Here is a 20,987-nt window from a genome sequence, read left to right as displayed (position 1 = left end):
CGGGTGAGGCTGGGATTCCGAAGACAGAAGGAGGAAACCTCTATGCAGGAGAAACCGAACCCGAAGCCAGGTAAAACAGGGATTCCGGGACAGATGAAGAAAAGACCGGAGAACCCTCCTCAACAGAGCGGATAAAAACAAAATGAGCTGTCTGTTGTTAAAATGAGACCTGTCCATGTCACCTTTTGTGCACCGGCAACGTTATACATGTGAATCGGTTCAGAAAGAAAATTCAATGTATAACCTACTTAAAAATGAATGATTATGGATTCTGTAGTTCTCCACACCCTTGCTGACGCTGTTTTCCCAATAGCCGTCGCGGTGATTCTTCCTATTGTGTACACCTGGCTCACTTACCGGAACAAGCAGCACGAGACCGACAAAAGAAGCCAGATTGTAATGGCTTTCATCGAAAAGAACCCTGATGTCGACATACAGGAGTTCCTCCGCCAGATAAATCCTCCGAAGAAACCGTACAAGGAGAAGTTGATGACAATGGTGCATTACGAGATGCTTTGGGGAACAATCTGCATGATAGGCGGGACCGCAACCATCTTGGTGATTATAACACTGTGGCTCGTGTTGGGCTTTGCCAACACGTACATTCCTATTGGTGCCGTCTTCGGCGTACTTCCACTGGCTGTCGGATGCGGTCTGCTGGCAGCCTACAACAATGGCAAGAAGGCTCTGGACAAGCTGAACGACAACGATTAGGAAACTATGACAAGAGAACAGTTCGTCAACCGGGTCGGTCAGGAGCAGGCGGCATTGCGCCGGTTCCTGACGGCCTTGTGCTGCGGAAACAGTGCCGAAGCTGACGACATTGCTCAAGAAGCACTCATCAAGGCCTATCTTCGAAGCGAACAGTACGACGAACGGGGGAAGTTCCCGGCATGGCTGATGAAAACCGCCTATCGTGTCTTCATCGATTCACGCCGCAGACAGAAGAACCGGGCCGAACAGCCTATTGAGAAAGCCTTGACGTTACAGGGAAGCAATGGGAGCGATGATACTTTCCGCTACGAGGAATTGCACAGTGCCTTGGCAACGCTTTCTGAAACGATACGGACAAGCATCCTGCTCTATTACATGCAGGGCTATCAGATAAAAGAGATTGCAGAGATAACCGACAGCAGTGAGAGTGCCATCAAGAAGCAGCTCTCACGGGGACGGGAGGAACTTAAAAACTTACTGGGAAGATGAACGAGGACAAATTCTTAAAAGACCTGTTGGCAGACTATCATCCCCGGCTTTCGGATGACAGGCAGTTCATGGGGAGGCTGCAACGGCAGATGGAACTTGTAGAAGAAGTAAAGGCTTATCAACGCGCAGAGACCCGTAAGAACAGACGGCTGTCAATCTGGATGCTTGCCGTCGGCATTGTAGTGGGGTGCATGGTGACGCTCGCAAGTTTCACACTGCCTGCCATCATGGAGACATACGTCAATGGGACAGAACCGGAACTTATCCTTGTCCTGCTTCACAACGTCCGGTATATCGGCCTGGCGATCGGTGCCGCCTTCGTCACGTTCAGCCTGCTGTTCACCATGAGGATGGTCAACCTGAAACCGTAAAGTCCCATCCTGCGAGAAGCAGAAGGAAAGTGTCAAAAAAAGAGACATCCACACGATGAGGATGTCTCTTTTCTTATGCTTCTCCGACAGCTATCGAACCTGTACGACCAGATACTTGCTCGTACTCCAGAAGGTCTGCGGATCCGTGATACGGAGGACGTACTGCCCGTTGGTGTCAGTCGACAGAGAGTAGCTGCTGCTCGGATGAGCCGTCAGCAGCCGGGCGCTCTTGCTGTAAAGTTTGATTTCCTTGTTGACACGGATGTCAATCTTCGTAAAGTAGTTCTTGTTGAACGAACCCTGCAATACCTTTCCACCGTCGAGGATGTGCTGTGCCTTCAGTTCACTCTTCGTACCGAACACATACCAGCCTGTATTCAGCTGCTTGTCCTGTGTGTTGATGGTCTCGGTCTTCTGATTGCTTTCCGCCTGAAGATTTTCCTTTTCCTTGGTGAGGGTCTCCTTCTCCGTAGCAAGGCTCTCTTTTTCCGTCTTCAGCGTCGCAACATCCGTATTCAGCCCCGTGATGGTCTCGTCAAGTTCCTTGATATGGATATTTTTCGACTCCAGTTCGGAGCGGAGCTGCTTCAAGTCCGACTCCTTGCGGCTCAGCTGGTTGGTCAGCTGGCTAAGGGTCTTCTTCATGGCGTCCCCCTTGAAGCCCGTCTCGCGCAACTGCTGCTGCAGCTTCTTGATCAGTTCGCGGTTCTCCTTCATGCGCTGGGCGATGAACTGTATATTCTCCTTCACCTGCGTAGCCTTGTCCGGCCGTTCACCGTCCTTCGCAATCGTTACCCGGTTCTCGGCCTCGTTGATCTCGGTAAAGCCCTGCTGGATATCGTTCAGCGTGCCCATCATGTCATTGATTTCATTGTCACGTGCACTGATGATAGAGCGCAGGGAGTCATTCTGTATCTCGGCAGGATTCAATGCCGACTTCTTGTCTTGATTGCAGGATGCCAGTGCAAGAGCTCCACATACTGCCATTACTAATAGTTTCTTCATACGTTATATGTTTTATCCGTTTGCTTCTTCCTGTCGGAAGACTTGACTTTTTCCTTTCCCGCCACCACGATGACAAACTCACCCCGTGGTTCGGTCTCTTTGAAATGGGCGATCACCTCTGCCAGCGTTCCGCGTACACTCTCTTCATGCACCTTTGAGATTTCCCTGCAGCAGCTTGCCTGCCGCTCCGTTCCGAACACCTCCGCAAACTGTTCCAGGGTCTTTACCACCCGGTAAGGCGACTCGTAGAAGACCATCGTCCGCGTTTCCTCCGACAGGCTTTCAAGATGCGTCCTGCGCCCTTTCTTCTGCGGCAGGAAGCCTTCGAAACAGAACCGGTCGCAAGGCAGTCCGCTCGACACAAGCGCCGGCACGAAGGCCGTCGCACCCGGCAGCGTCTGGACAGTCACGCCGCTGGCTGCCGCCTCACGGGCCAGAAAGAAGCCCGGATCGCTGATGCCCGGCGTCCCCGCATCAGAGATGAGCGCAATGGTCTCCCCTGCTTTCAGACGGTTGACTATCCCTGCAGAAGTGCTGTGCTCATTGAACTTATGATGAGATATCAGGCGGTTCCTGATTTCAAAATGCTTCAACAGAATACCCGAGGTGCGGGTATCTTCACACAGAACCAGATCAGCCTCCTTGAGGACCCTGATGGCCCGGAGCGTCATATCCTCCATATTGCCGACAGGGGTCGGTACGAGATACAGTATTCCCATTCTTAGCTGCAAATGTAAGTCAAATCGGATGAAAGTCAAAATAAATTAGCTTTTTTTACATAACAATCATTTCCGTTTGCAGGGGGCAGAAGCATCGGAGACCGGGGCATTCAGAAGAGGGACACATCCGGCTGCAGGTACAGGATGAGAGGAGGAAAGGAGAATGTTCCACCGCCACAGGTTGAGGAAAAGACGGCATCCTTCAGGGGAAAGATTCAGAAATCTTGACCTCTCGACACATTCAACCGGGAAGACAGCTTCTTCCCCGGCTTCCCCCTCTTTCAGCAACTTTTAACGCTTAACATTTACCTTTTCTCTATAAAATATCTATCTTTGCATCAACAAATGACAACGATGGACAATCTCAACGGTGAAAGGCGTCGGCAGGGACGCATTGAAGTGATTTGCGGAAGTATGTTCTCCGGCAAGACCGAAGAACTCATCCGACGGATGAAACGGGCGAAGTTCGCCAGACAAAAAGTGGAGATCTTCAAGCCCTCCATTGACACCCGCTATTCCGACGAGGATGTCGTCAGCCACGACCAGAATACCATTCACTCCACACCGATCGACTCATCGGGCAGCATCCCGCTCCTTGCAGCAGGCATCGATGTCGTCGGCATCGACGAAGCACAGTTCCTGGATGACGGGCTTGTAGATGTCTGCAACCAGCTGGCGAACAACGGCGTGCGCGTCATCATCGCCGGCCTCGACATGGACTACAAGGGTGTCCCCTTCGGTCCTATCCCCGCCCTCTGCGCCATCGCCGACGAGGTGACGAAGGTGCATGCCATCTGTGTGAAGTGCGGTGCGCTGGCATACGTGAGCCACCGTCTTGTGGCCGACGACCGCCGTGTCATGCTGGGCGAACAGCAGGAATACGAGCCGTTGTGCCGTGCCTGCTACCAGAGAGCGATACAGGAGGAAAGAAAAGACAGAAAATAAAAGGACTATGGCACAGACTATCACATTCGACAAGTTCATACGATGGGCATTGATCGCACTTGCCATCCTCGCCGTCGGCTTTATCATCAACGCCCTCTCCGGGGTGCTTCTGCCTTTCTTTGTCGCATGGCTGCTCGCCTACCTGCTCTACCCCATTGTGAAGTTTGTACAGTACAGGCTCCATGTGCCGGGCAGAGCCTTGAGCATCCTCGTCACCCTCCTGTTCGTCGCAGCGGTCATTACCGCCATCTTCCTCTTCATAGTCCCCCCGATGATCGGCCAGATCGACCGGCTCATGCACGTTGCCAACCGCTATATGCACGAGACGACCCATACCGACAGCCTGTCGGCAATCGTACAGCGGTGGGTCATGGAGAACCAGATCGAGATAGAACGCTACCTGAAGAGTCCGGACTTCACCAATACCCTCAAGACCGCCATGCCGAAGCTCTTCTCGGTAATCGGGCAGACGGCAAGCATCGTCCTGTCGATCATCGCATCCTGCATCACCTTGTTATATATGTTCTTCATCCTGCTCGACTATGAGACGCTGACCGAGAAATGGATAAAGATATTCCCCAGGAACGTGCGCCCCTTCTGGGCCGGACTGGCACAGGACGTGGAACGCGAGCTGAACAACTACATCCGAGGACAGGGACTGGTATCGCTCTGCTTAGGCATCTTGTTCTGCATCGGATTCACCATCATCGACTTCCCGATGGCCATCGGCATGGGCATCCTTGTCGGCATCCTCAACCTCGTACCTTATCTTCATACCTTCGCACTCATACCGACGGTGTTCCTCGCCCTGCTCAAGGCGGCCGATACAGGACAGAACTTCTGGATCATCTTCGGGTCGGCCCTGGCGGTCTTCGCCGTCGTGCAGGTGCTGATGGACATGGTGATTACGCCGAAGATCATGGGAAAAGCCATGGGACTGAACCCGGCCATCCTGCTGCTTTCCCTCTCCGTATGGGGGGCACTGTTAGGCTTCATCGGACTGATCATCGCCCTTCCGCTCACCACGCTCATCATTGCCTATTGGCAGCGGTATGTGACAAAGGAGGAACAGTAAACATCCTATCCGTCCCGTCTCTCCTTGCAAGGTTTCCGACAGGCGCATGACGGGCAGACCGTTAGGACAGACACCCTCGCTCTCCGACAGACACTATGTTGTGCTGCGGAAAGCGAGGGTGTCTGCTTTTCCCCAGGCAGCTGCCATGCAGCCGCACCGCTGTAAGCCCGGGAGCGATTCATGACCGTACTTCCATGCCCTTGTCATTCAAAGGAAAGCATGACAGGCCAGAATGCGAAATCCTCCATGTCAGATTACAGTGATGGGCGTATCCAAATCCACAAAAAGTCCTATCCTCAATTTGTCTTGTTCATTGTTTTTATTAACCAGCATACCGTCAAATCTTCCTTTTATATTATACCTATACTTTCTTATGTGCGCTGAGGAATTAGCAGAATTTGTGTAGTACGATATTAAGGCTATAGTTGAAAAACGAAGATCTGCCGGGAAACCCACTTTCGATGAGACATAAGTGACAGGTGTTTTGATGCCAGAATAATTGACCTCAATATAGTATCTATATTTTTGGGGTCTATAAAGATGGTTATCTGTTGCTGTGTATGTGTCCATAAAGTCAGGAACATAAAGATAAAGGTCTACGGTAGAATCTTTCGACGTTATCAGTCTTACTTTCAATGTCAAGCTCTGCTTGTCATCTGCAGTTCTGTATGCCATAACCGTGCTGAGACGGTCGGTGTTAGTGGTGTCTGACTCCGTAATGTCTATATTTCTCTCATTCATATACCCCATAATCCTACAACTTTGCAGAGGTGTATAGTCCTGTCCCTGGCCGTCTTCATCATCATGGCTGCACGAACTCAACAAGCCTGTGAACAGAAAGAACGTGAGCAGTAAAATCATTGAGGAAAAAATAGCGTTTCTGTCAATTACTTTTTTCATTGTGTCGTTTAAATTACTTCGTTTTCGCAAAACTATAAACAAAATGTATAAAAGCATTATTTATCAAGACCGTTTAGCGATGTTTAAACATGGTTTCACTATCGTCAGCTCGCAGGTGTCATGCAGCTTTTTCTTCACAAGTCGCTTATACACAGTTTATTGTATGCTGAATACACATTCTGCATGACTCTTTGTCCGCCAGATGCCCGTGTCGTTGCGAAAACAGCCTGTGCCCTTATGGGGAAAGTCACGGTTCTCGTCCTTGCAGTTCTCTTACAGGAAAAGCTGCCGGCTCTTTTACAAGCCGGCAGCTTTCCAAGGCAGCTTGCCGAGGACGATTTCTCCCCGGCCACCCTGCATCTTCGAGCTGTCTTTGAAGACTTTCGCCAGCGAAGCGTTCTGTCTGTTCACGGAGTTCCTTCACGGTACGTCCCTGATCCTCACGCATCGCCCTGATGGTTCTTCCCAGAAGACATGGCTCACACATACGACTCCAGGAACTTGACCGTCCCGGAGACCTTCACGGTGGTTGCCGTAGCAGGCAGAAGCACGCTCTCGCCGGCACGGAAAGCAACGGTATTGCCGTCGGCATCGGTGAGTCCGCCCTCGCCTTTCAGCCCTACGAGGATGACGAATGAGTCCAGGTCGCTGTAATCAAGCGTCATCGGTTCTGTGAGGTCATAGACGGAAGTCGTGAAATACGGACAGCGCACCAGTTCTACCGGTTCGTCCTTCCGTGCCTCATACCGCGTGCGGTAGTCAGGATAGACGGTGTAGTCGATGCACTCGGCCGCCTCCCGGGTGTGCAGCTGCCGGTAGTTGCCCTCCTTGTCCTTGCGTTTGAAATCGTAGATACGGTAGGTGACGTCGCTCGTCTCCTGTATCTCCGCCAGGAAACAGCCGGCGCCGATAGAATGGATGCGCCCTGCCGGGAGGAAGAACACATCGCCTTCCTTGACAGGATACTCCGCCAGTGCATCGGTGATGGTGTCGTCTTCCACCATCGACTTGTACTGCTCCGGCGTGATCTGCCGTTTCAGTCCGCTTCGGAGGGAAGCGTCGGCGTCGCTCTCCATGACATACCACATTTCCGTCTTGCCGCGTCCCAGTCCCTTCGCCTGTGCCTGCGCATCGGTGGGATGCACCTGGATGGAGAGCTGCTGCCGGGCATCGATGAACTTCACAAGCAACGGGAACTCGTTGCCGAAACGCGCATAGTTCTCCTTGCCTACCAGCCGCTCCTTCAGCGTGTCGACAAGTGCGTTCAGCGTCCAGCCCTTGTACCTGCCGCCTGCCACGATACTCTCGTTATCCTTCACGCCGGAGACCTCCCAGCTTTCGCCCACCTGTTTCTGGTCTGAAGCAAGATGCTTGAAGGGGACTATCTTCTCACCGCCCCAGAGGGTAGACTTCAACAGAGGATTGAACTTAAACATTTCCATTTTTATTGTTACATTTGGTTATTATAAACAGATCTGCAAAGAATCCGTCAGATGGATTCTTCGGCATTGCAAAGTTACATCTTATTCCGGACATGGCAAAACTTTGAGGTTTGAGGATTGAGGTTTGAGATTTGAGATTTGAGGTTTGAGGTTTGTCCACTGTATTGCATCCATCAAAAAAGGATTCTTCCGTTAAATGCGTGGATGCTTTTCGTATAGCTTTGACGGGAGAACCAAGATGATTCATTAACCACAAACATAGCCAAGACTGTCAACCGCCTGTTCTATCATCGTCCTCCGAGACAAAGACCTTTTCGTTTTAATTCGTTGGAAATACAGATAAGATTTTGAAAAGTCATTACATAATTTCAAACAGATCATCTGCAAATATAAAGAACACGTGCAAAAAGCAGGCTTGTAACCAGCAGTCAATCAACTGGTTGTCAAGTCGTTCTTAAAAGGTGCTTGATTGGACTTCAAAAGGGCGTTAGTAACACGCTAATAGAGCACCGGTTGCAGGTCAATCAGGCATCTTTTAGAAGCCAGAAGAGCATGTGTCAGCTTTGAACTGCGTAAAAATATTTACAAACACCGATGATATGGGGAAAAAGTTGTCGGTGGAAGACGGAAAGACAGGCCGATGGACGGGCATCGTATCTATCTGTCTTTCCTGCATTTTATCCTGTAGTTTAACCCCATTTGTAAGACCATCTGATTTCGGACAGTCATACCTTGCAAAGGCATAAGCCTTTATTCTATTTCCATCTACGCATTTAACGGAAGAACCAGGAAAAGGCTGTACTGACACAAAAAGGTCCCGTCGAGACGAATTATGCCTCAACAGGACCTTCTGTATCTGTCATGCGCATGCACGCCTGATGCACACTCCCTGTCTGTGCAGAGGAGACTACTCCACAAGCACCTTCCGGGTTGTTCCGTCAGAAGACTTCACGATGTTCAAGCCTCTCTGCAAGTGCTGGAGCTGCCGGCCGTCAACCGTATAATACTTCTCGGTGGCATTCTTGTTGACGGCGGCATCCTCGATGCCGGCAGTGACGACCGGAGTCGTCATCGGATCACTGGAATACTTCTTGCCGTCTTCCTCGTAGACCATCACGACAGACAGTTTCTTGACGGACGCATCGTAGAAGTGGATAATACGCTGATTGTCTACCACCTTGATGTCGTAGTTCCGCTTGTCCTTATAGCTGAAAGGAATATCGGTCATGTCCTTCTCCAGATCCGTGTACTTTGCCTTCAGAAACTTGAACGGCTCCTTGCTGTCATTGACGTAGACGTTATAGTACATCTTGGCCGGGTCGAGGTACTTCCCTTCGACATCTACATTCTTCACATAGAAAGCCAGGGTCGTGGTGGTCGTGGTGTAGTCGTAGCTTTCCGCTGCCGAACAGTAGTGCAGCTTCGGGGTCTCCGGCTTGGCGGCCTTGTGCTGGTAAGGAGTCAGCACAAGGTTCTCGTAGCTCTCAAGGTCGCTGTCGAGCAGATTCTTCGCACTGCTTCTGCCCTGCACCACACCGAGTATGTTGTCAGCCGTCAGCACGCCGCTTGTCGCATCCACACTGAATCCGATATGGTCAGCAACATTTGCGGCATCATTGAAAGCGGCGGCATAGGTGTGATACTCCGCCTTATCATAGGAATAGCTCTTGAAATCGGTCTTCTTCGTCGTACCCAGATACTGGTTCGTCTGCATCACGTACTTGTCGCCGTCCTTGGTGAGCTTCACCCATACGCCGGCAAGTTTCGCACTCTTGAAGATTCCTTTCAGGTAAAGGTCGTTGCCGTCGACAGCCGCCTCCACGATGCGAGGAGAAGTCACTTCCCTGGAGGTAAGCGTGTACTGCTCCTTCCTGGCCGATGCCGGAGGGGTGACGAGCTTGTCTTCGAGAGTCTGAATCGTGACAGCCCAGTCGCCGTAGCGATCTTCCCATACATTCTTGTAAGTCATTCCCAAGATTTCGCTCTTGGAGCCTACGCCCTGCATCGTGAGCGTCTTGCCGTCCCAGGTGAACATCATGTAATTCCTGCCGTTTGCAACAACCTCGTACTTGTCATTGCCTTTGAGCTGCAGACGATTAAGCTGCAAGATACGCTCCGAACCAGAATCATCGTCATCGTCGTCACCGTTGTCGTCCTTGTGGATGTCCTGCGGCAGAACGGCTTTGTACTGGCCGTCGCTTACCTTGTCCAGCTTCAGCCACGACTTGCTGTCAAGGCCTGAAAGCGGATTGTAGACATAGAGGCAGCCATCATCGCCCACCACGATCTTGGAGACCAGCCCCTCGTACCTGCCTGGTGCCGTGCCTGTCCAGCTCTTCTGTTTCCACGAATCGCTGGTGCGGTACATGTTATCAATCAGCGTCCCCGCCGGCGTATCCATCCGCTGTGCGGAAGCGGTGAGCGCCAGAAGGAATGCACAAATAGAGAATAAAGTTTTCTTCATAATCTGATATTTTAGATGAGATAAATTATTAGTCTATGTCAGAAGTCATATCCGATGCCGAAGGTGCAATAACTGCTACCGGCATCAGCCGTTTTCAGCAGATAGGCTCCGTTCAGGCGCAGTCCGTGATACCTGAAGCCGGCACCCATCGTAACATGGCTGAGGTCGTGAGAGCCGTATTCATATCCGGCACGCACTGATACCATCTTGTCATAAGTATATTCAAGTCCGCCGCCAGCCATGAGGGCCGTGTAATCTGACGGCTGGAAGAAGTAGCGGGAAGACAGGGCAGCCGCCACCTGATGCCTGTCCGCCACATCCACCGACAACGCCCCTCCAACGGCAGCATACGTAGGCATTGATGTCTTGCTGCCGTTTCCATAGTCGAGCCGGGGACCGATTGCCCCCACCTTGGCATCTACCATGAGACGTGCAGACTTACGGGCGACGGTCACGCTGCTGTTCTGATAGGATGCGCCCACGGTGAATGCACCTCCGGCGGCGTTCTTCGACAGGTGGCTGAAGAGGACGCTTCCCGTTGCATAGGCAGCGAATCCCTTGCCGATCATACAGGCATAACCCATGTCGATGGTCCAGTCGTAGGGCTTGTAATCCTTGGTCGGTTCACCGAGCATATCGTACCCCTTGAACTTCAGACCGCCGGCATACCGGAAGCCGGCAAACGCTGCATGATGCCTGGCGAATTGCCAGCCTACGGCGGCTGTATAGAGTCCGAATGTTCCGTCAGTCCCCTCTGCCTTTTCGTATAATGAGGCGGAAGCGTCTGCCGTGAACTTCCTGTCTGCTGCAAAGAAAGCAGCAGGACTGTTGTACAGATACATCCCTTCGGCCGCTGCCGACACATTGCCCATAGCAGCAGTCCGTGCATCGGTGCTGGCAGTCAATATCGGGAGGTTCTGTCCCTGTGCATGGGCCTGCACAGCACAGAGGAGTGCTGTACAGGCTGTTAGAATGATATGTTTTGAATTCATACTCGTCTGTAATTATCGTTTGATGAACATCTGGGTGTGATTTCCCTTGCCCGTATGCACCGTAAGTCTGTAGGTTCCCGGATTCAGTCTGGAGAGATCCAGTGTTGCCACATGATTCCTGTCAGGAGTCACGTCAGCTTTCATCAGCCGTTCGCCTACGGTCGTGCTGACGACAAGTTCCGCCTGCTTCACCTCGGGGTTGAGCAGTGCATGGATGTCTTTCCTGACCGGAATGGGATAGACCGCATAGACAGGTGCGGACTTCCGTTCAACGACACGGATCTGGAAAGAAGCGTCAGAGGAGGTCTGGCGGCCATCTGTCGCAGACACATTGACACGTGTGACACCCTTTGCCAGCGGCCGCAGCTGAAGATTGTCATTGCTGACGGCGGCAGAGGCGATGCTGCCGTTAGAGACATCGGCTTTGTACGTAAGGCGGTTCTTACCGCTGTATGCGTAATGTCCCGTCAGGGGAATTGTCACGATGCCTTCATCCAGGCCGATGATACAGTTGTCGAACGGCTTTTCCAACTGCGGCGGGATATACTTGACGATCCTGAACGTAAAGCTCTTCTCTGCCTTTGCTCCCAAGTCGTCTGTGAGGATGAACGTACAGGTATAACTGCCTGCCGCAAGTACAGGGACGAGGTGTACGGTCACCGTAGACCGGTTCAAGGTGTAGGAAACGCCCTGGGTCTCGCCCGCAGTCTTTATGTCCCAGCCATGTCCGTCAGGGTCGGAAACATTGAAACTGAAGGACTTCCGCTCGTCTTCGCCCACTTCGACGATTCCTTCCGGGAATCCGCTTGTCTCCGGAGCATGGTTGAGCTTCGTCGTACATTGCCGTATGACCGGTGCCGAGAGATTGCCCCAACGGTCGACAGCCACTACGGCAATGCTGTACGTCTTGTTGTCCTGAAGGTCGCTGAAAGTGTATTTCAACGTTTCACCCAGACGGTGTCCTACACCGTTCACCTCCTTGTAGCTCATGTCCTTGAGACTTTCAGCCGTCAGCTCGCCGGGGCTGATGTACAGCCGGTAGAAGGCTGCCGTCTTGTCCTCGTCCTTCGCAATGCTCCATTCAGCGGTGACATCCACGAAGTCAGGGGTCAGCGACAACGTTCCGACTTTCTCAGGTGCAATCCCCGTATCGGTCTCAAAGGCAGCCTCGGCGTCGATATATCCCCGACCCAACTTCCCTTTGTATGCCGGGTTCTGTTCGTCGATGTTGTAAGGTCTGTATGCAGTCGTCAGCCGCGACTTCAATTCCTCGTTGGTGAAGCCCTGTTTTCCGAAGTAGGAGGCGATAAGTGCGGCAATACCGGAAACGTGCGGGCAGGCCATGGATGTTCCCTGGAAGTAGGCGTAACCGGAAGAAGCCTTGCGCTTAGGGACAGTACTCAGCACACCAGCTTCCGTACCGTAACGATCCTGGTCGCCGCCCGGCGCCATGATCGTGACCCATTTGGCATAATTGCTGTAACTTGCCTTCGTGAAATCCCAGGCCATGGCAGAGACCGAGACGGCCGGGGGATAGCAGGCCGGATAAGCCGAGAACTCCTTGTTCTCGTTGCCGGCAGCGAATACGACTACGCCCCCCTTCATCGGAGAGTCCGCCCGCTGCTGTCCGCTGGCATCACAGCCCGCCATCTTGATGAAGTAGTCGATGGCTTCCTTGAGCAGCTGCGGCATTGCCGTGACACCCGCTGTGGACGCATATCCCCATGAGTTCTGACAGATGACGGCTCCGTTGTCAGCCGCATACTTGATGGCAGCCGCCGCATCGCCCTGCTCGTTCTTCCTCCGGAAAATCTGACAGCTCATCAGCCGTACGCCGCTTCCGGCTGTCCCATCACCGCCGGCTATGCCGGCAACACCCTTTCCGTTGTTGTTACGTGCGCCGACCGTGCCGGCGACGTGTGTGCCGTGCCCTTCGTCATCAGGCTCTATCGTTCCTCCGACAACATCCTTTGCTTCAACAAAGTTGTAACCGTAGACATCGTCTATGAAACCGTTGCCGTCATCGTCGACACCAGGCTGTCCGTTCTTTTCCTTCTCGTTGATGTAGAGATTGTCTACAAGGTCCTCATGGGTAACGTCAATACCGCCGTCGACAATGGCTACAATGACATTCTTCCTGCCGGTCGTGTATTTCTCCCATACCGGCCTGACGTTGCAGTCAGCCCCCTTCTTCGCACGGACGCTGACCGACCCGTCATTGTAATAATGCCACTGCTTTGCCAGAAGCGGGTCGTCAAATCCGCCTGCCGCCGCCTGCTGCATGGAGGCATCCGCGCCAGCTGCCGTATAAGGCTTTGCGGTGATTTCCGGCCGTGCAATAGGCAGGACACGTTCGGCGTATTCCACTCCCTTCGCCTTGCTGAACTGCTGTACGACAGCAGCAACATCCTTGCTGTCGTCGAAATAGACAGTGTACCAGCGGTCAAGTCCCGCTGCCACGGTCCGTGCCTCATAGACTCCTGCGGGCTTGAAGACCCTTTCCATCCTGTAGGCACCGGCGTATTGCATGGCGGAAGACATTGCCGAGGGCACGCTCTGCATCTCTACCTCCCCGCTGCGGGTAGCAGGCAAGGCGGCACTGGCGGCCTTCGACAGCTTCACGTGGACACATCCCTTTACTGCAAAGAGGTCCTTGTCGATGTTAACGGAGCGTGTACCGCTGCCGGCTGCTTCCATGTCGATACTGTCCTGACACGACATGAGCATCATACCCGAGACCGCACACGCACATAAAAATATAATGGTTTTCTTCATTACTGTTCTTTTCTATATTACTTCCTTACTTTGTGCTCCTTGAGCATACGCTCTATCTTTGCCATCCGCTGCTGCTTGCTTCCTTCAAAGACATTCTTCTTGTAAAGCACGCTGACCTGCATGACCGGCTGTCCGTCGTTCACATCGGAGAACTTACCGCCGGAGATAGCCAGCGTCAGATAATCGGAGCGGCGGGCATAGACATGATGCCGGCCGTTGTAACTGACGAACTCGAAACCGTTTGAAGTGAGCAGCCTGTCAAACTCACGGGTCACGAACCATTCGTTGCCATACTGCCAGATGCCCAGATTCGGCCGGCTGAAGCTCATGCTGTACTGCTCGACGCTCCCTTCCTTGCCCTGCGGGGCAGGACTGTCACCGCCACGGGTATAGAAGTAGTAGGTGCGGGCTACCAGCGTCGGATCGGTCGTCTTGTAGACGATTGCCTCAACCTCACTGCTCTTGGAGACCTGCCGCTTCACCTCTTCGCTCTTCTTGCCTGCTTCGTACTCCTCTACTGCACCGACCTTCTTGTCAGCCTTGTCCAGAAGCTCGAGCGGGCCAAGCTCAAGGTGCCGGAACGTCTCATAATCACGGTCCTGCTCATGCATCTGATAGAAGAACAGCACGACACTGTTGTTGCTCTCCATAATGTCGACGTCCATGGTGAAGTGCTCCCGCACATTGATGTAATGGTTCGGGTCTTTCTCGTCCCTCACGTAGCCGCTGCCTTTCAGGAAGTCCTGGAAAGCCTGCGACTTCACCGCATCGACGCCTTCCTTTACCAGCGAACGCGTATAAATGCGGGTGGGAACGAAATGCTTTGTGTCGTGAACGTAGACAACATCCTTGAACAAGGGAGAGGGGGTCTTGAAGAAATAGCTCTCCTCATAGATTCCGTTCTCTGCATCCGGTGCTCCGTACTCCGAGAGAATACTTCCCCGGCGGATTTCAAAGTCCATCATCCTGTGCAGGCTGAAAGGATTGCCCGGGTTGCAGGCCAGGATGAAGGTTGCCACACCCGGCTGCCTGACAGCAATGTCATGTGTTTTCCCACCGACTGATACAGTCAGCTTCGTTGTCCTTTCCACCGTACCATAGTTGGGCTTGGAAATGAATTTCAGGCCACGCTTCTTCTTGATGACCTGCAGCCATTCGGGCTGTTCGCTCTGGTGCAGCTCGTACAGACTGCTTTCCATGTTCACGTCGACGGTCGTCGTACCGCCTGCCTGCGGCAGGACAACCTCGCCGTTGGCAATATCCAGTGAAAAGTCTGCGGCACTCTGCCTTACCATGATTTTCTCCACTGCCAGACCGCCGTCAACGAGGATGTAACTGCTCCGTTCCACGCCGGTCGTATTGGCATCCACCCTTACGGCAATCTCGTTCCCGCTCTGTGTGAGATGAATCCACGGCTTGGGTGTCGTGGCAATCCATTCTTTGCAGTTCGTGTTTACGGTAATGGTCTTCTCTCCCATCTGGTTGGAAAAGGTGATGTCTTTCTCTGAGACATTCAACTGCGGTTGCTCAAAGCTGTCCTTTTCAGAACAGCCCGCCACCATCGCCAGTACCAGACACAGGAAGGCGAACCGCAGCAGCTTATGTAAATTCATTATACGCATATCAGGATAACATTTAAATAAGGTATAACCACCTGGCTAAAACTTCAACGTCTGCTTTGCCTCCATGAAGTTCCGGACCATCCTTGCCTGCGCCTTCACGGCCTTGCTGCCTGCACCGGACACTGACGGGTCGTAGCTGTAGAGCAGAGCGAGTGTCGGCACGTTGTTGTCGGCTACGCAGGTGACAGCGATGACAAGATGGTCACGTTCGCGGGCGAAGAAGTGATTGTTGCCGGAAGAACGGAGGTAAGAGAAGCCTTCCTCACCGAGTTTCTTCTTGATTTCATTCGTGGCAATCCATTTGTTCCCATATTTCCATACACCGAGGCTCGTGTCCTTGAAGAGCAGCGCACCGATCTGTACGCTCCCCAGTTTTGCGGGGACATTGCCGTCCTTATCCGTCGTATAGAAGATGTGGATGCGGGCATAGGGAGCCGACGGACTTTCGTTCTTCTTCAACGTGTACTGAAGCTGTGACACTTCCGTGTCCTTGTTCTCGTTCATCGTGCGCTCTTCTTCCTTGCTGCCGGCATTCTTCTCATACTGTTCCACCTGGGCAACCTTCACGTTGTCGGCCTGCAGAAGCTCAAGCGGATAATAAGGAATCCTGTCGAAGGTCTTGTATTCTCCCGTCTGCTTCATCACCGGCGTGAAGGTAAGGTTGACGCCTTCGTTGTTCTCCTTTTCCGAGATGTAGATCTTCAACGAGAGCAGCTCCTTCTCGTTCATATATTCCCTGTCCGACTCGGAGTTGCTGCGCACATAACCGTTGTCGGAAAGGAACCGCCCGAAAGCCTTGTCCTTGACGGCCGCTATGGCCTTGGTGCCGTCGCCGACAGTGATGATCTGCGAGGGCGTAACGCCGTCAGAGCTGCAATACTGTATCAGTGTGAAAATCGGTGAAGGAGTGATGAACGTGTACATTTCCTCCAGACCGTAGGCCGGCATCGCCGTCTGGTACTCGCGCAGATAGCTGCCGCGTCCCAGCTCGTATTCCATGATTCTGTGTACATCCTGCGGCGCACCGGGATTGATGGGAAGGATATAACGCTGGATGCCCGACTGCGACACGACGATCTCACGAGTGACGCTGCCGCTCTTGGCATACAGCTTCACCTCACGTTTCTGATAAGTATCATTGCGCCCGGCAACCAGCTTTATCTCTTCGTCAGACTTGACGATCTTGAGCCAGTCGACCTCTTCACTCGGCGTAACCTCATAAACCGACGAATTGGTCGTTACGTCGATTGTCTTTTCGCCGCCTGTCTGGGGCAGATAGATGGCGGTCGGGACAACGTCGAGCGTCACGTCGGCCGCACTCTGCTTCACCTCTATTTTTCCCGTGGCTCCGTTGGCATTCACGAGCACGTACCCGGTACGCTCCGCCCCCATCTTGTTTTCTCCCACCTTCACTTTCAGGAGATTGCCGTCCTGCACCAGCGAAATCCAGTCGCCCTCCTGGGGAGACGAAGCTACCCAGCTGCTCTGGTTCGTTGTCACGCTGATGTTCCTTTCACCGACTCCCTTGTCAAACGCAACATTGTTCTCCGAGAGAACCAGTGTCGGCAGCTCAAACTCGTCTTCCTTTGCACAGGAGAACAGGCAAAGAAGGATTCCGCCAAGGAAAAGGGAGTAAAAAGTCTTTCTTAAATTCATACTCTTCAAGGTTTTTGTCAGATAAAAATTATTTTGGATGTTGTTCTGAAATTATATTGATAGTTCCCGGCAGGGACATGGATAATGGCACGACGACATCACTCCGGCATCCCGACACGGAGGAGCAAAGCCCTTTGCGAAGCGGCCCGGACAGGTGATAATTCTTCATCGGTTATTGAGGATATGTAAATTCCTGTGCAAAGGTACTCCCTTCCTGCTGATACGGCAATACTCATTTATGAGTAATTTCCAGCAGTTTATGCGTGAAATCACATGAAAGCACGGTACAGGCAAAAGTCAAGACAAACGATAGACTGACACCCCCAACCGTCAGGGATTTCTGTTCCCAGCCGTCGGGAACAGGATTCCCAGCCGTCGGGAACAGGATTCCCGGCTGTTGAGAATATCCTTCCTCGTAAATTGTTTCTTTCAGTCTTACTTTCCATTTTCTCACTTTTATTTGCTACCTTTGTAGCCCGATGCCGTCGGCACAACAGACATAAAGAGGCTGCTGAACGGCAGGATGGACGGGAATATGCCGCCTGCATCACAGGACAATAACATAATAACATAAAACAAGAGGGAAGATGGACTTTTCGGATGTCATAGGACAGGATGCGGTCAGCAGCAGGCTCGTGCAGATGGTGAAGGAAGACCGACTGCCGCACGCACTGCTCTTCTGCGGTCCAGAGGGGACAGGCAAGATGGCGCTTGCCATGGCGTTTGGCTGCTATCTGCTTGCCGGTGACGAAGCCGGAGACACCGTTCCGACCTCTGTCTCCAACGCCAGAGCCATGCTCCGGCAGTGGGAACATCCCGACCTTCACTTCTCCTACCCCACCATAAAACTGCCCGGCATGAGCAGCGAACACCAGCCCGTGAGCAGCGATTTTGCCAAGGAATGGCATGCTCTCATCATGCAGGGAGCCTACTTCACCATGAACCAGTGGATGAAGCAGATGGGAGCGACCACGCAGCAGGCCATCATCACGGGAGCCGAGAGCGATGAACTGGCACGTGTACTGGCACTGAAATCAAGTCAGGGAGGATACAAGGTCGCCATTATCTGGCGACCTGAACGGATGAACCTCACCTCGGCCAACAAGCTGCTGAAACTCCTCGAAGAGCCCCCGCAGGGCACCGTCTTCCTCATGGTAAGCGAAGAACCGGAGAAGCTGCTCGAGACCATCGTCAGCCGTACACAGCGCATCGATGTGAAACGCATCGACGACGAAGCGGTGGAACAGGCACTCATCGCACGGAGAGGAATCGATGCCGATGCGGCACACCGCATTGCACGCATCGCACACGGAAGCTGGCTGAAAGCCCTGGAGTCGCTGGACACCGGCAATGAAAGCCGCGAGTTCCTCAATATGTTCCAGATGCTCATGCGCCTCTGCTACCTCCGCAACGTGAAGGACCTCAAGCGATGGAGCGAGGTGACGGCAGGCTACGGACGCGAAAAGGAACGACGTATGCTTGTCTATTTCCAGCAGCAGGTACGAGAGAACTTCATGTTCAACTTCCGCAATCCGGAACTCAACTACATGACACTGGAGGAGGAGAACTTTGCAAAGAACTTCGCCCGGTTCATCAATGAAGCGAACGTCATCGAAATCAACGAACTGTTCCAGCGGGCCGGCCGGGACATAGGACAGAATGCAAATGCCAAGATCGTCCTCTACGACATGGCACTGAAGCTCATTGTCCTGCTGCTGAAGAAGTAAATGAAATCGGCAGCCGGCAGCCATCATCGCTTATCAACGTCCCCCCTCCCCATCACCGCTTATTATTGCTTATCACCGCCCGCCACATCTCCTCTCTCCGAGGAATCCGGGGGCTTCTTAAAATACAAAACAATGGATTACAAAGATATGAAATTCAAGGTCTGGCACGGTTGCGACCGTGGTTTATGCCACAAGGGATGCGGCAGACAGAACCGCCAGCTGAACACCTTCGACTGGCTGGCCGACATCCCGGGCAACAACCAGACCACTGACCTCGTCGAGGTGCAGTTCAAGAATACCCGGAAGGGCTACTACCACAACGCCAACAACCTCGACCTCAAGAAAGGGGACATCGTGGCCGTGGAGGCCAATCCCGGACACGACATCGGGGTCGTCACACTGACGGGACGGCTCGTCAAGCTACAGATAAAGAAAACCTCCTGCGTGAAGTCGCCCGACGACATCAAGCGTGTCTACCGCCTTGCAAAGGAGGTGGATATGCAGAAGTTTCATGAAGCCAAGGCACGTGAGCACAAAACGATGATCGAAAGCCGGCAGATTGCCAAAGGACTGGGACTGAAGATGAAGATCGGCGACGTGGAGTATCAGGGCGACGGCAACAAAGCCATCTTCTATTACATCGCCGACGAGCGGGTGGACTTCCGCCAGCTCATCAAAGACCTCGCAGCAGCCTTCCATGTGCGCATCGAGATGAAACAGATCGGGGCACGGCAGGAAGCCGGACGCATCGGAGGCACGGGGCCTTGTGGACGTGAACTTTGCTGCGCTACGTGGATGAAGAACTTCTCCAGTGTCTCTACCACGGCAGCGAGAATCCAGGATCTTTCCCTCAATCCCACCAAGCTGGCGGGTATGTGTGCCAAGCTGAAATGCTGTCTGAACTATGAGGTGGACGACTACATGGAGGCTGCCCGCAAGCTGCCGAGCAAGGAAGTGCTTCTGGAGACAATGGACGGTGAATACCATCTCTTCAAGACCGATATCCTCAGCGGACAGTGTACTTACTCTACCGACAAAAACCTCGGGGCCAACCTCGAGACCATCAGTGCCGAGCGGGCCAGAGAAATCATAGAGATGAACCGGCGTGGCGAAAAACCGCTCTCACTCCTCGAAGACGGAAAGGCCAGACCTGTCAAAAAACCTGTTGACCTGCTGGCTGGCGCTGACCTCAGCCGGTTCGACAAGGCAAAGAAACGCAGGAAAAACAACCCGCAGCGGGGCGGCAACGGACAGCAGACCAACCGGCGCAATTCACGTGATGGACAGAACACCTACCAGACACAGAACGACAGAAAACGTCCCCAGAATGACAACCGCAGGATGCCGAACGGCAACCGGAGACCTTACAGCGGACGGCATCCGGAACAGCAGCAGAACGGATCCACGATGGCGGCTTCCGATCGGAAAAACTAAAACAGACAAACTCGGCAAACGGAAAGAACACAGGAATGAGACTTAAGGTTTCCACCTTATTATATTTGGCAGCACTTACGGCGGCTGTCGCAGGTGCTGCCTCGTGCAGCGATTCTCGTACCTACGATCACTACGAGAGCGTTTCGCTCCAGGGCTGGACACGCAGCGACACACTCACATTCAATATCCCGCGACAGTGGGAAGGAACCTATCAGCTGGATCTCTGCATACGTGCTGCGCAGACCTATCCCTACCGCAGCATAAGCCTGCTCATGGAACGCAAGGTAACCAGTTACAGGCATCGCAAGAAGCAGGAGGTGATCTTCCATGATACCATCAATTGTGAAATCATCAATGAAAAAGGGATGCTGGAAGGACAGAACGGTATCAGCACCACCGAGATACGCCGCCCCGTCACATCTTTCCACCTGAACCGCAACGACTCTCTGCACATTACCATACACCATATCATGAGCCAGGATGCCGTCCCCGGAATCAGTGACATCGGTATCAGGCTGACACAGCAATAATCCGCTCCCATCATCTTCTAACACCCTATTATCATCGCTTATCACCACTTATTTTCTACTGACCCTCTTCTCCCCCTATCATCGCCTATCATTCCTTATCATCGCCTACTATCACCGCCTATCATCG

General features: G+C 52.9%; 18 protein-coding genes and 1 pseudogene. 8 read left to right on the top strand and 11 right to left on the bottom strand.

Translation table 11 applies throughout. The features are described 5' to 3' along the window. Positions 1-264 precede the first annotated feature (264 nt). Genes HMPREF9141_RS04690 through HMPREF9141_RS04680 form a run of 3 tightly spaced genes read left to right on the top strand, consistent with a single transcriptional unit; the run spans position 265 to position 1,574 of the window. Entirely contained in the window at positions 265-714 is a 450-nt protein-coding gene (locus tag HMPREF9141_RS04690; RefSeq protein WP_040554266.1) for a hypothetical protein, read from the top strand. A 6-nt stretch (positions 715-720) separates the two neighbouring features. Next, on the top strand, positions 721-1,203 hold the full coding sequence (locus tag HMPREF9141_RS04685; RefSeq protein ID WP_007367369.1) for an RNA polymerase sigma factor: 483 nt from the start codon (positions 721-723) through the stop codon (positions 1,201-1,203). Beyond that, positions 1,200-1,574 (top strand): hypothetical protein, encoded by a 375-nt coding sequence (locus HMPREF9141_RS04680; protein ID WP_007367368.1) that lies wholly within the window; start codon positions 1,200-1,202, stop codon positions 1,572-1,574. Before HMPREF9141_RS04685 ends, HMPREF9141_RS04680 begins: the two co-directional genes overlap by 4 nt. Positions 1,575-1,664: 90 nt before the next feature. Here HMPREF9141_RS04680 and HMPREF9141_RS04675 read toward each other — a convergent pair whose 3' ends face one another. After that, positions 1,665-2,579, bottom strand: a complete 915-nt coding sequence (locus HMPREF9141_RS04675; protein ID WP_007367367.1) for a Cbp1 family collagen-binding glycoprotein adhesin — start codon at positions 2,577-2,579, stop codon at positions 1,665-1,667. Further along, the gene (rsmI, locus tag HMPREF9141_RS04670; RefSeq protein ID WP_007367366.1) at positions 2,576-3,298 is read right to left on the bottom strand and encodes a 16S rRNA (cytidine(1402)-2'-O)-methyltransferase; all 723 of its coding nucleotides are present in this window, start codon (positions 3,296-3,298) and stop codon (positions 2,576-2,578) included. The genes HMPREF9141_RS04675 and rsmI overlap by 4 nt, the downstream gene beginning before the upstream one ends. A 345-nt stretch (positions 3,299-3,643) precedes the next feature. On the opposite strand from rsmI, the gene HMPREF9141_RS04660 reads away from it, so the two are divergent. Together HMPREF9141_RS04660 and HMPREF9141_RS04655 are read left to right on the top strand one after the other, a co-directional pair. Continuing rightward, on the top strand, positions 3,644-4,243 hold the full coding sequence (locus tag HMPREF9141_RS04660; RefSeq protein WP_007367364.1) for a thymidine kinase: 600 nt from the start codon (positions 3,644-3,646) through the stop codon (positions 4,241-4,243). Between the two features lie 7 nt (positions 4,244-4,250). Continuing rightward, positions 4,251-5,318, top strand: coding sequence for an AI-2E family transporter (locus HMPREF9141_RS04655; RefSeq protein ID WP_007367363.1), 1,068 nt, complete (start codon positions 4,251-4,253; stop codon positions 5,316-5,318). A 249-nt stretch (positions 5,319-5,567) separates the two neighbouring features. Here HMPREF9141_RS04655 and HMPREF9141_RS04650 read toward each other — a convergent pair whose 3' ends face one another. The 9 genes and pseudogenes from HMPREF9141_RS04650 to HMPREF9141_RS13330 all read right to left on the bottom strand — a co-directional run bounded on the left by HMPREF9141_RS04650 (position 5,568) and on the right by HMPREF9141_RS13330 (position 17,623). Further along, positions 5,568-6,218, bottom strand: coding sequence for a hypothetical protein (locus tag HMPREF9141_RS04650; protein ID WP_040554264.1), 651 nt, complete (start codon positions 6,216-6,218; stop codon positions 5,568-5,570). A 280-nt stretch (positions 6,219-6,498) separates the two neighbouring features. Further along, a pseudogene (locus tag HMPREF9141_RS13995) lies at positions 6,499-6,678 on the bottom strand (DNA recombination protein RmuC); the annotation flags it as partial. Positions 6,679-6,697: 19 nt separating this feature from the next. Further along, entirely contained in the window at positions 6,698-7,660 is a 963-nt protein-coding gene (locus HMPREF9141_RS04640; RefSeq protein WP_007367360.1) for a type I phosphomannose isomerase catalytic subunit, read from the bottom strand. A gap of 907 nt (positions 7,661-8,567) precedes the next feature. Continuing rightward, entirely contained in the window at positions 8,568-10,124 is a 1,557-nt protein-coding gene (locus tag HMPREF9141_RS04635) for a hypothetical protein (RefSeq protein WP_007367359.1), read from the bottom strand. Between the two features lie 38 nt (positions 10,125-10,162). After that, positions 10,163-11,116 (bottom strand): PorV/PorQ family protein, encoded by a 954-nt coding sequence (locus tag HMPREF9141_RS04630; protein WP_007367358.1) that lies wholly within the window; start codon positions 11,114-11,116, stop codon positions 10,163-10,165. A gap of 12 nt (positions 11,117-11,128) precedes the next feature. Beyond that, entirely contained in the window at positions 11,129-13,891 is a 2,763-nt protein-coding gene (locus HMPREF9141_RS04625) for a S8 family serine peptidase (RefSeq protein WP_007367357.1), read from the bottom strand. Between the two features lie 17 nt (positions 13,892-13,908). Further along, positions 13,909-15,513 (bottom strand): BACON domain-containing protein, encoded by a 1,605-nt coding sequence (locus HMPREF9141_RS04620; RefSeq protein WP_007367356.1) that lies wholly within the window; start codon positions 15,511-15,513, stop codon positions 13,909-13,911. Positions 15,514-15,549: 36 nt separating this feature from the next. Next, positions 15,550-17,169 carry a BACON domain-containing protein gene (locus HMPREF9141_RS04615; RefSeq protein ID WP_007367355.1) on the bottom strand — a complete coding sequence of 540 codons (1,620 nt, stop codon included), beginning with the start codon at positions 17,167-17,169 and terminating at the stop codon, positions 15,550-15,552. A gap of 232 nt (positions 17,170-17,401) precedes the next feature. Next, entirely contained in the window at positions 17,402-17,623 is a 222-nt protein-coding gene (locus HMPREF9141_RS13330) for a hypothetical protein (protein WP_007367353.1), read from the bottom strand. Between the two features lie 133 nt (positions 17,624-17,756). On the opposite strand from HMPREF9141_RS13330, the gene HMPREF9141_RS04610 reads away from it, so the two are divergent. The 3 genes from HMPREF9141_RS04610 (at position 17,757) to HMPREF9141_RS04600 (ending at position 20,860) form a co-directional block, all read left to right on the top strand. Next, positions 17,757-18,896 carry a DNA polymerase III subunit gene (locus tag HMPREF9141_RS04610; protein WP_007367352.1) on the top strand — a complete coding sequence of 380 codons (1,140 nt, stop codon included), beginning with the start codon at positions 17,757-17,759 and terminating at the stop codon, positions 18,894-18,896. Between the two features lie 132 nt (positions 18,897-19,028). Further along, positions 19,029-20,330 (top strand): PSP1 domain-containing protein, encoded by a 1,302-nt coding sequence (locus HMPREF9141_RS04605; RefSeq protein WP_007367351.1) that lies wholly within the window; start codon positions 19,029-19,031, stop codon positions 20,328-20,330. Between the two features lie 35 nt (positions 20,331-20,365). Then, a complete protein-coding gene (locus HMPREF9141_RS04600) occupies positions 20,366-20,860 on the top strand; it encodes a gliding motility lipoprotein GldH (RefSeq protein WP_040554263.1) in 495 nt (164 codons plus the stop codon). Positions 20,861-20,987: the final 127 nt, after the last annotated feature.

It is taken from the genome of Prevotella multiformis DSM 16608 (assembly GCF_000191065.1).
GTDB classification, from domain to species: domain Bacteria; phylum Bacteroidota; class Bacteroidia; order Bacteroidales; family Bacteroidaceae; genus Prevotella; species Prevotella multiformis.
Note: the sequence above shows the minus strand (reverse complement) of the source record. Positions and strands in the feature narration are given on the sequence as shown.

What these genes read in the sequence shown, in the direction of transcription:
- HMPREF9141_RS04690 (WP_040554266.1), top strand. Translation starts at nt 265, where the DNA reads ATGGATTCTGTAGTTCTCCACACCCTTGCTGACGCTGTTTTCCCAATA.
- HMPREF9141_RS04685 (WP_007367369.1), top strand. Translation starts at nt 721, where the DNA reads ATGACAAGAGAACAGTTCGTCAACCGGGTCGGTCAGGAGCAGGCGGCA.
- HMPREF9141_RS04680 (WP_007367368.1), top strand. Translation starts at nt 1,200, where the DNA reads ATGAACGAGGACAAATTCTTAAAAGACCTGTTGGCAGACTATCATCCC.
- HMPREF9141_RS04675 (WP_007367367.1), bottom strand. Translation starts at nt 2,579, where the DNA reads ATGAAGAAACTATTAGTAATGGCAGTATGTGGAGCTCTTGCACTGGCA.
- rsmI (WP_007367366.1), bottom strand. Translation starts at nt 3,298, where the DNA reads ATGGGAATACTGTATCTCGTACCGACCCCTGTCGGCAATATGGAGGAT.
- HMPREF9141_RS04660 (WP_007367364.1), top strand. Translation starts at nt 3,644, where the DNA reads ATGACAACGATGGACAATCTCAACGGTGAAAGGCGTCGGCAGGGACGC.
- HMPREF9141_RS04655 (WP_007367363.1), top strand. Translation starts at nt 4,251, where the DNA reads ATGGCACAGACTATCACATTCGACAAGTTCATACGATGGGCATTGATC.
- HMPREF9141_RS04650 (WP_040554264.1), bottom strand. Translation starts at nt 6,218, where the DNA reads ATGAAAAAAGTAATTGACAGAAACGCTATTTTTTCCTCAATGATTTTA.
- HMPREF9141_RS04640 (WP_007367360.1), bottom strand. Translation starts at nt 7,660, where the DNA reads ATGGAAATGTTTAAGTTCAATCCTCTGTTGAAGTCTACCCTCTGGGGC.
- HMPREF9141_RS04635 (WP_007367359.1), bottom strand. Translation starts at nt 10,124, where the DNA reads ATGAAGAAAACTTTATTCTCTATTTGTGCATTCCTTCTGGCGCTCACC.
- HMPREF9141_RS04630 (WP_007367358.1), bottom strand. Translation starts at nt 11,116, where the DNA reads ATGAATTCAAAACATATCATTCTAACAGCCTGTACAGCACTCCTCTGT.
- HMPREF9141_RS04625 (WP_007367357.1), bottom strand. Translation starts at nt 13,891, where the DNA reads ATGAAGAAAACCATTATATTTTTATGTGCGTGTGCGGTCTCGGGTATG.
- HMPREF9141_RS04620 (WP_007367356.1), bottom strand. Translation starts at nt 15,513, where the DNA reads ATGCGTATAATGAATTTACATAAGCTGCTGCGGTTCGCCTTCCTGTGT.
- HMPREF9141_RS04615 (WP_007367355.1), bottom strand. Translation starts at nt 17,169, where the DNA reads ATGAATTTAAGAAAGACTTTTTACTCCCTTTTCCTTGGCGGAATCCTT.
- HMPREF9141_RS04610 (WP_007367352.1), top strand. Translation starts at nt 17,757, where the DNA reads ATGGACTTTTCGGATGTCATAGGACAGGATGCGGTCAGCAGCAGGCTC.
- HMPREF9141_RS04605 (WP_007367351.1), top strand. Translation starts at nt 19,029, where the DNA reads ATGGATTACAAAGATATGAAATTCAAGGTCTGGCACGGTTGCGACCGT.
- HMPREF9141_RS04600 (WP_040554263.1), top strand. Translation starts at nt 20,366, where the DNA reads ATGAGACTTAAGGTTTCCACCTTATTATATTTGGCAGCACTTACGGCG.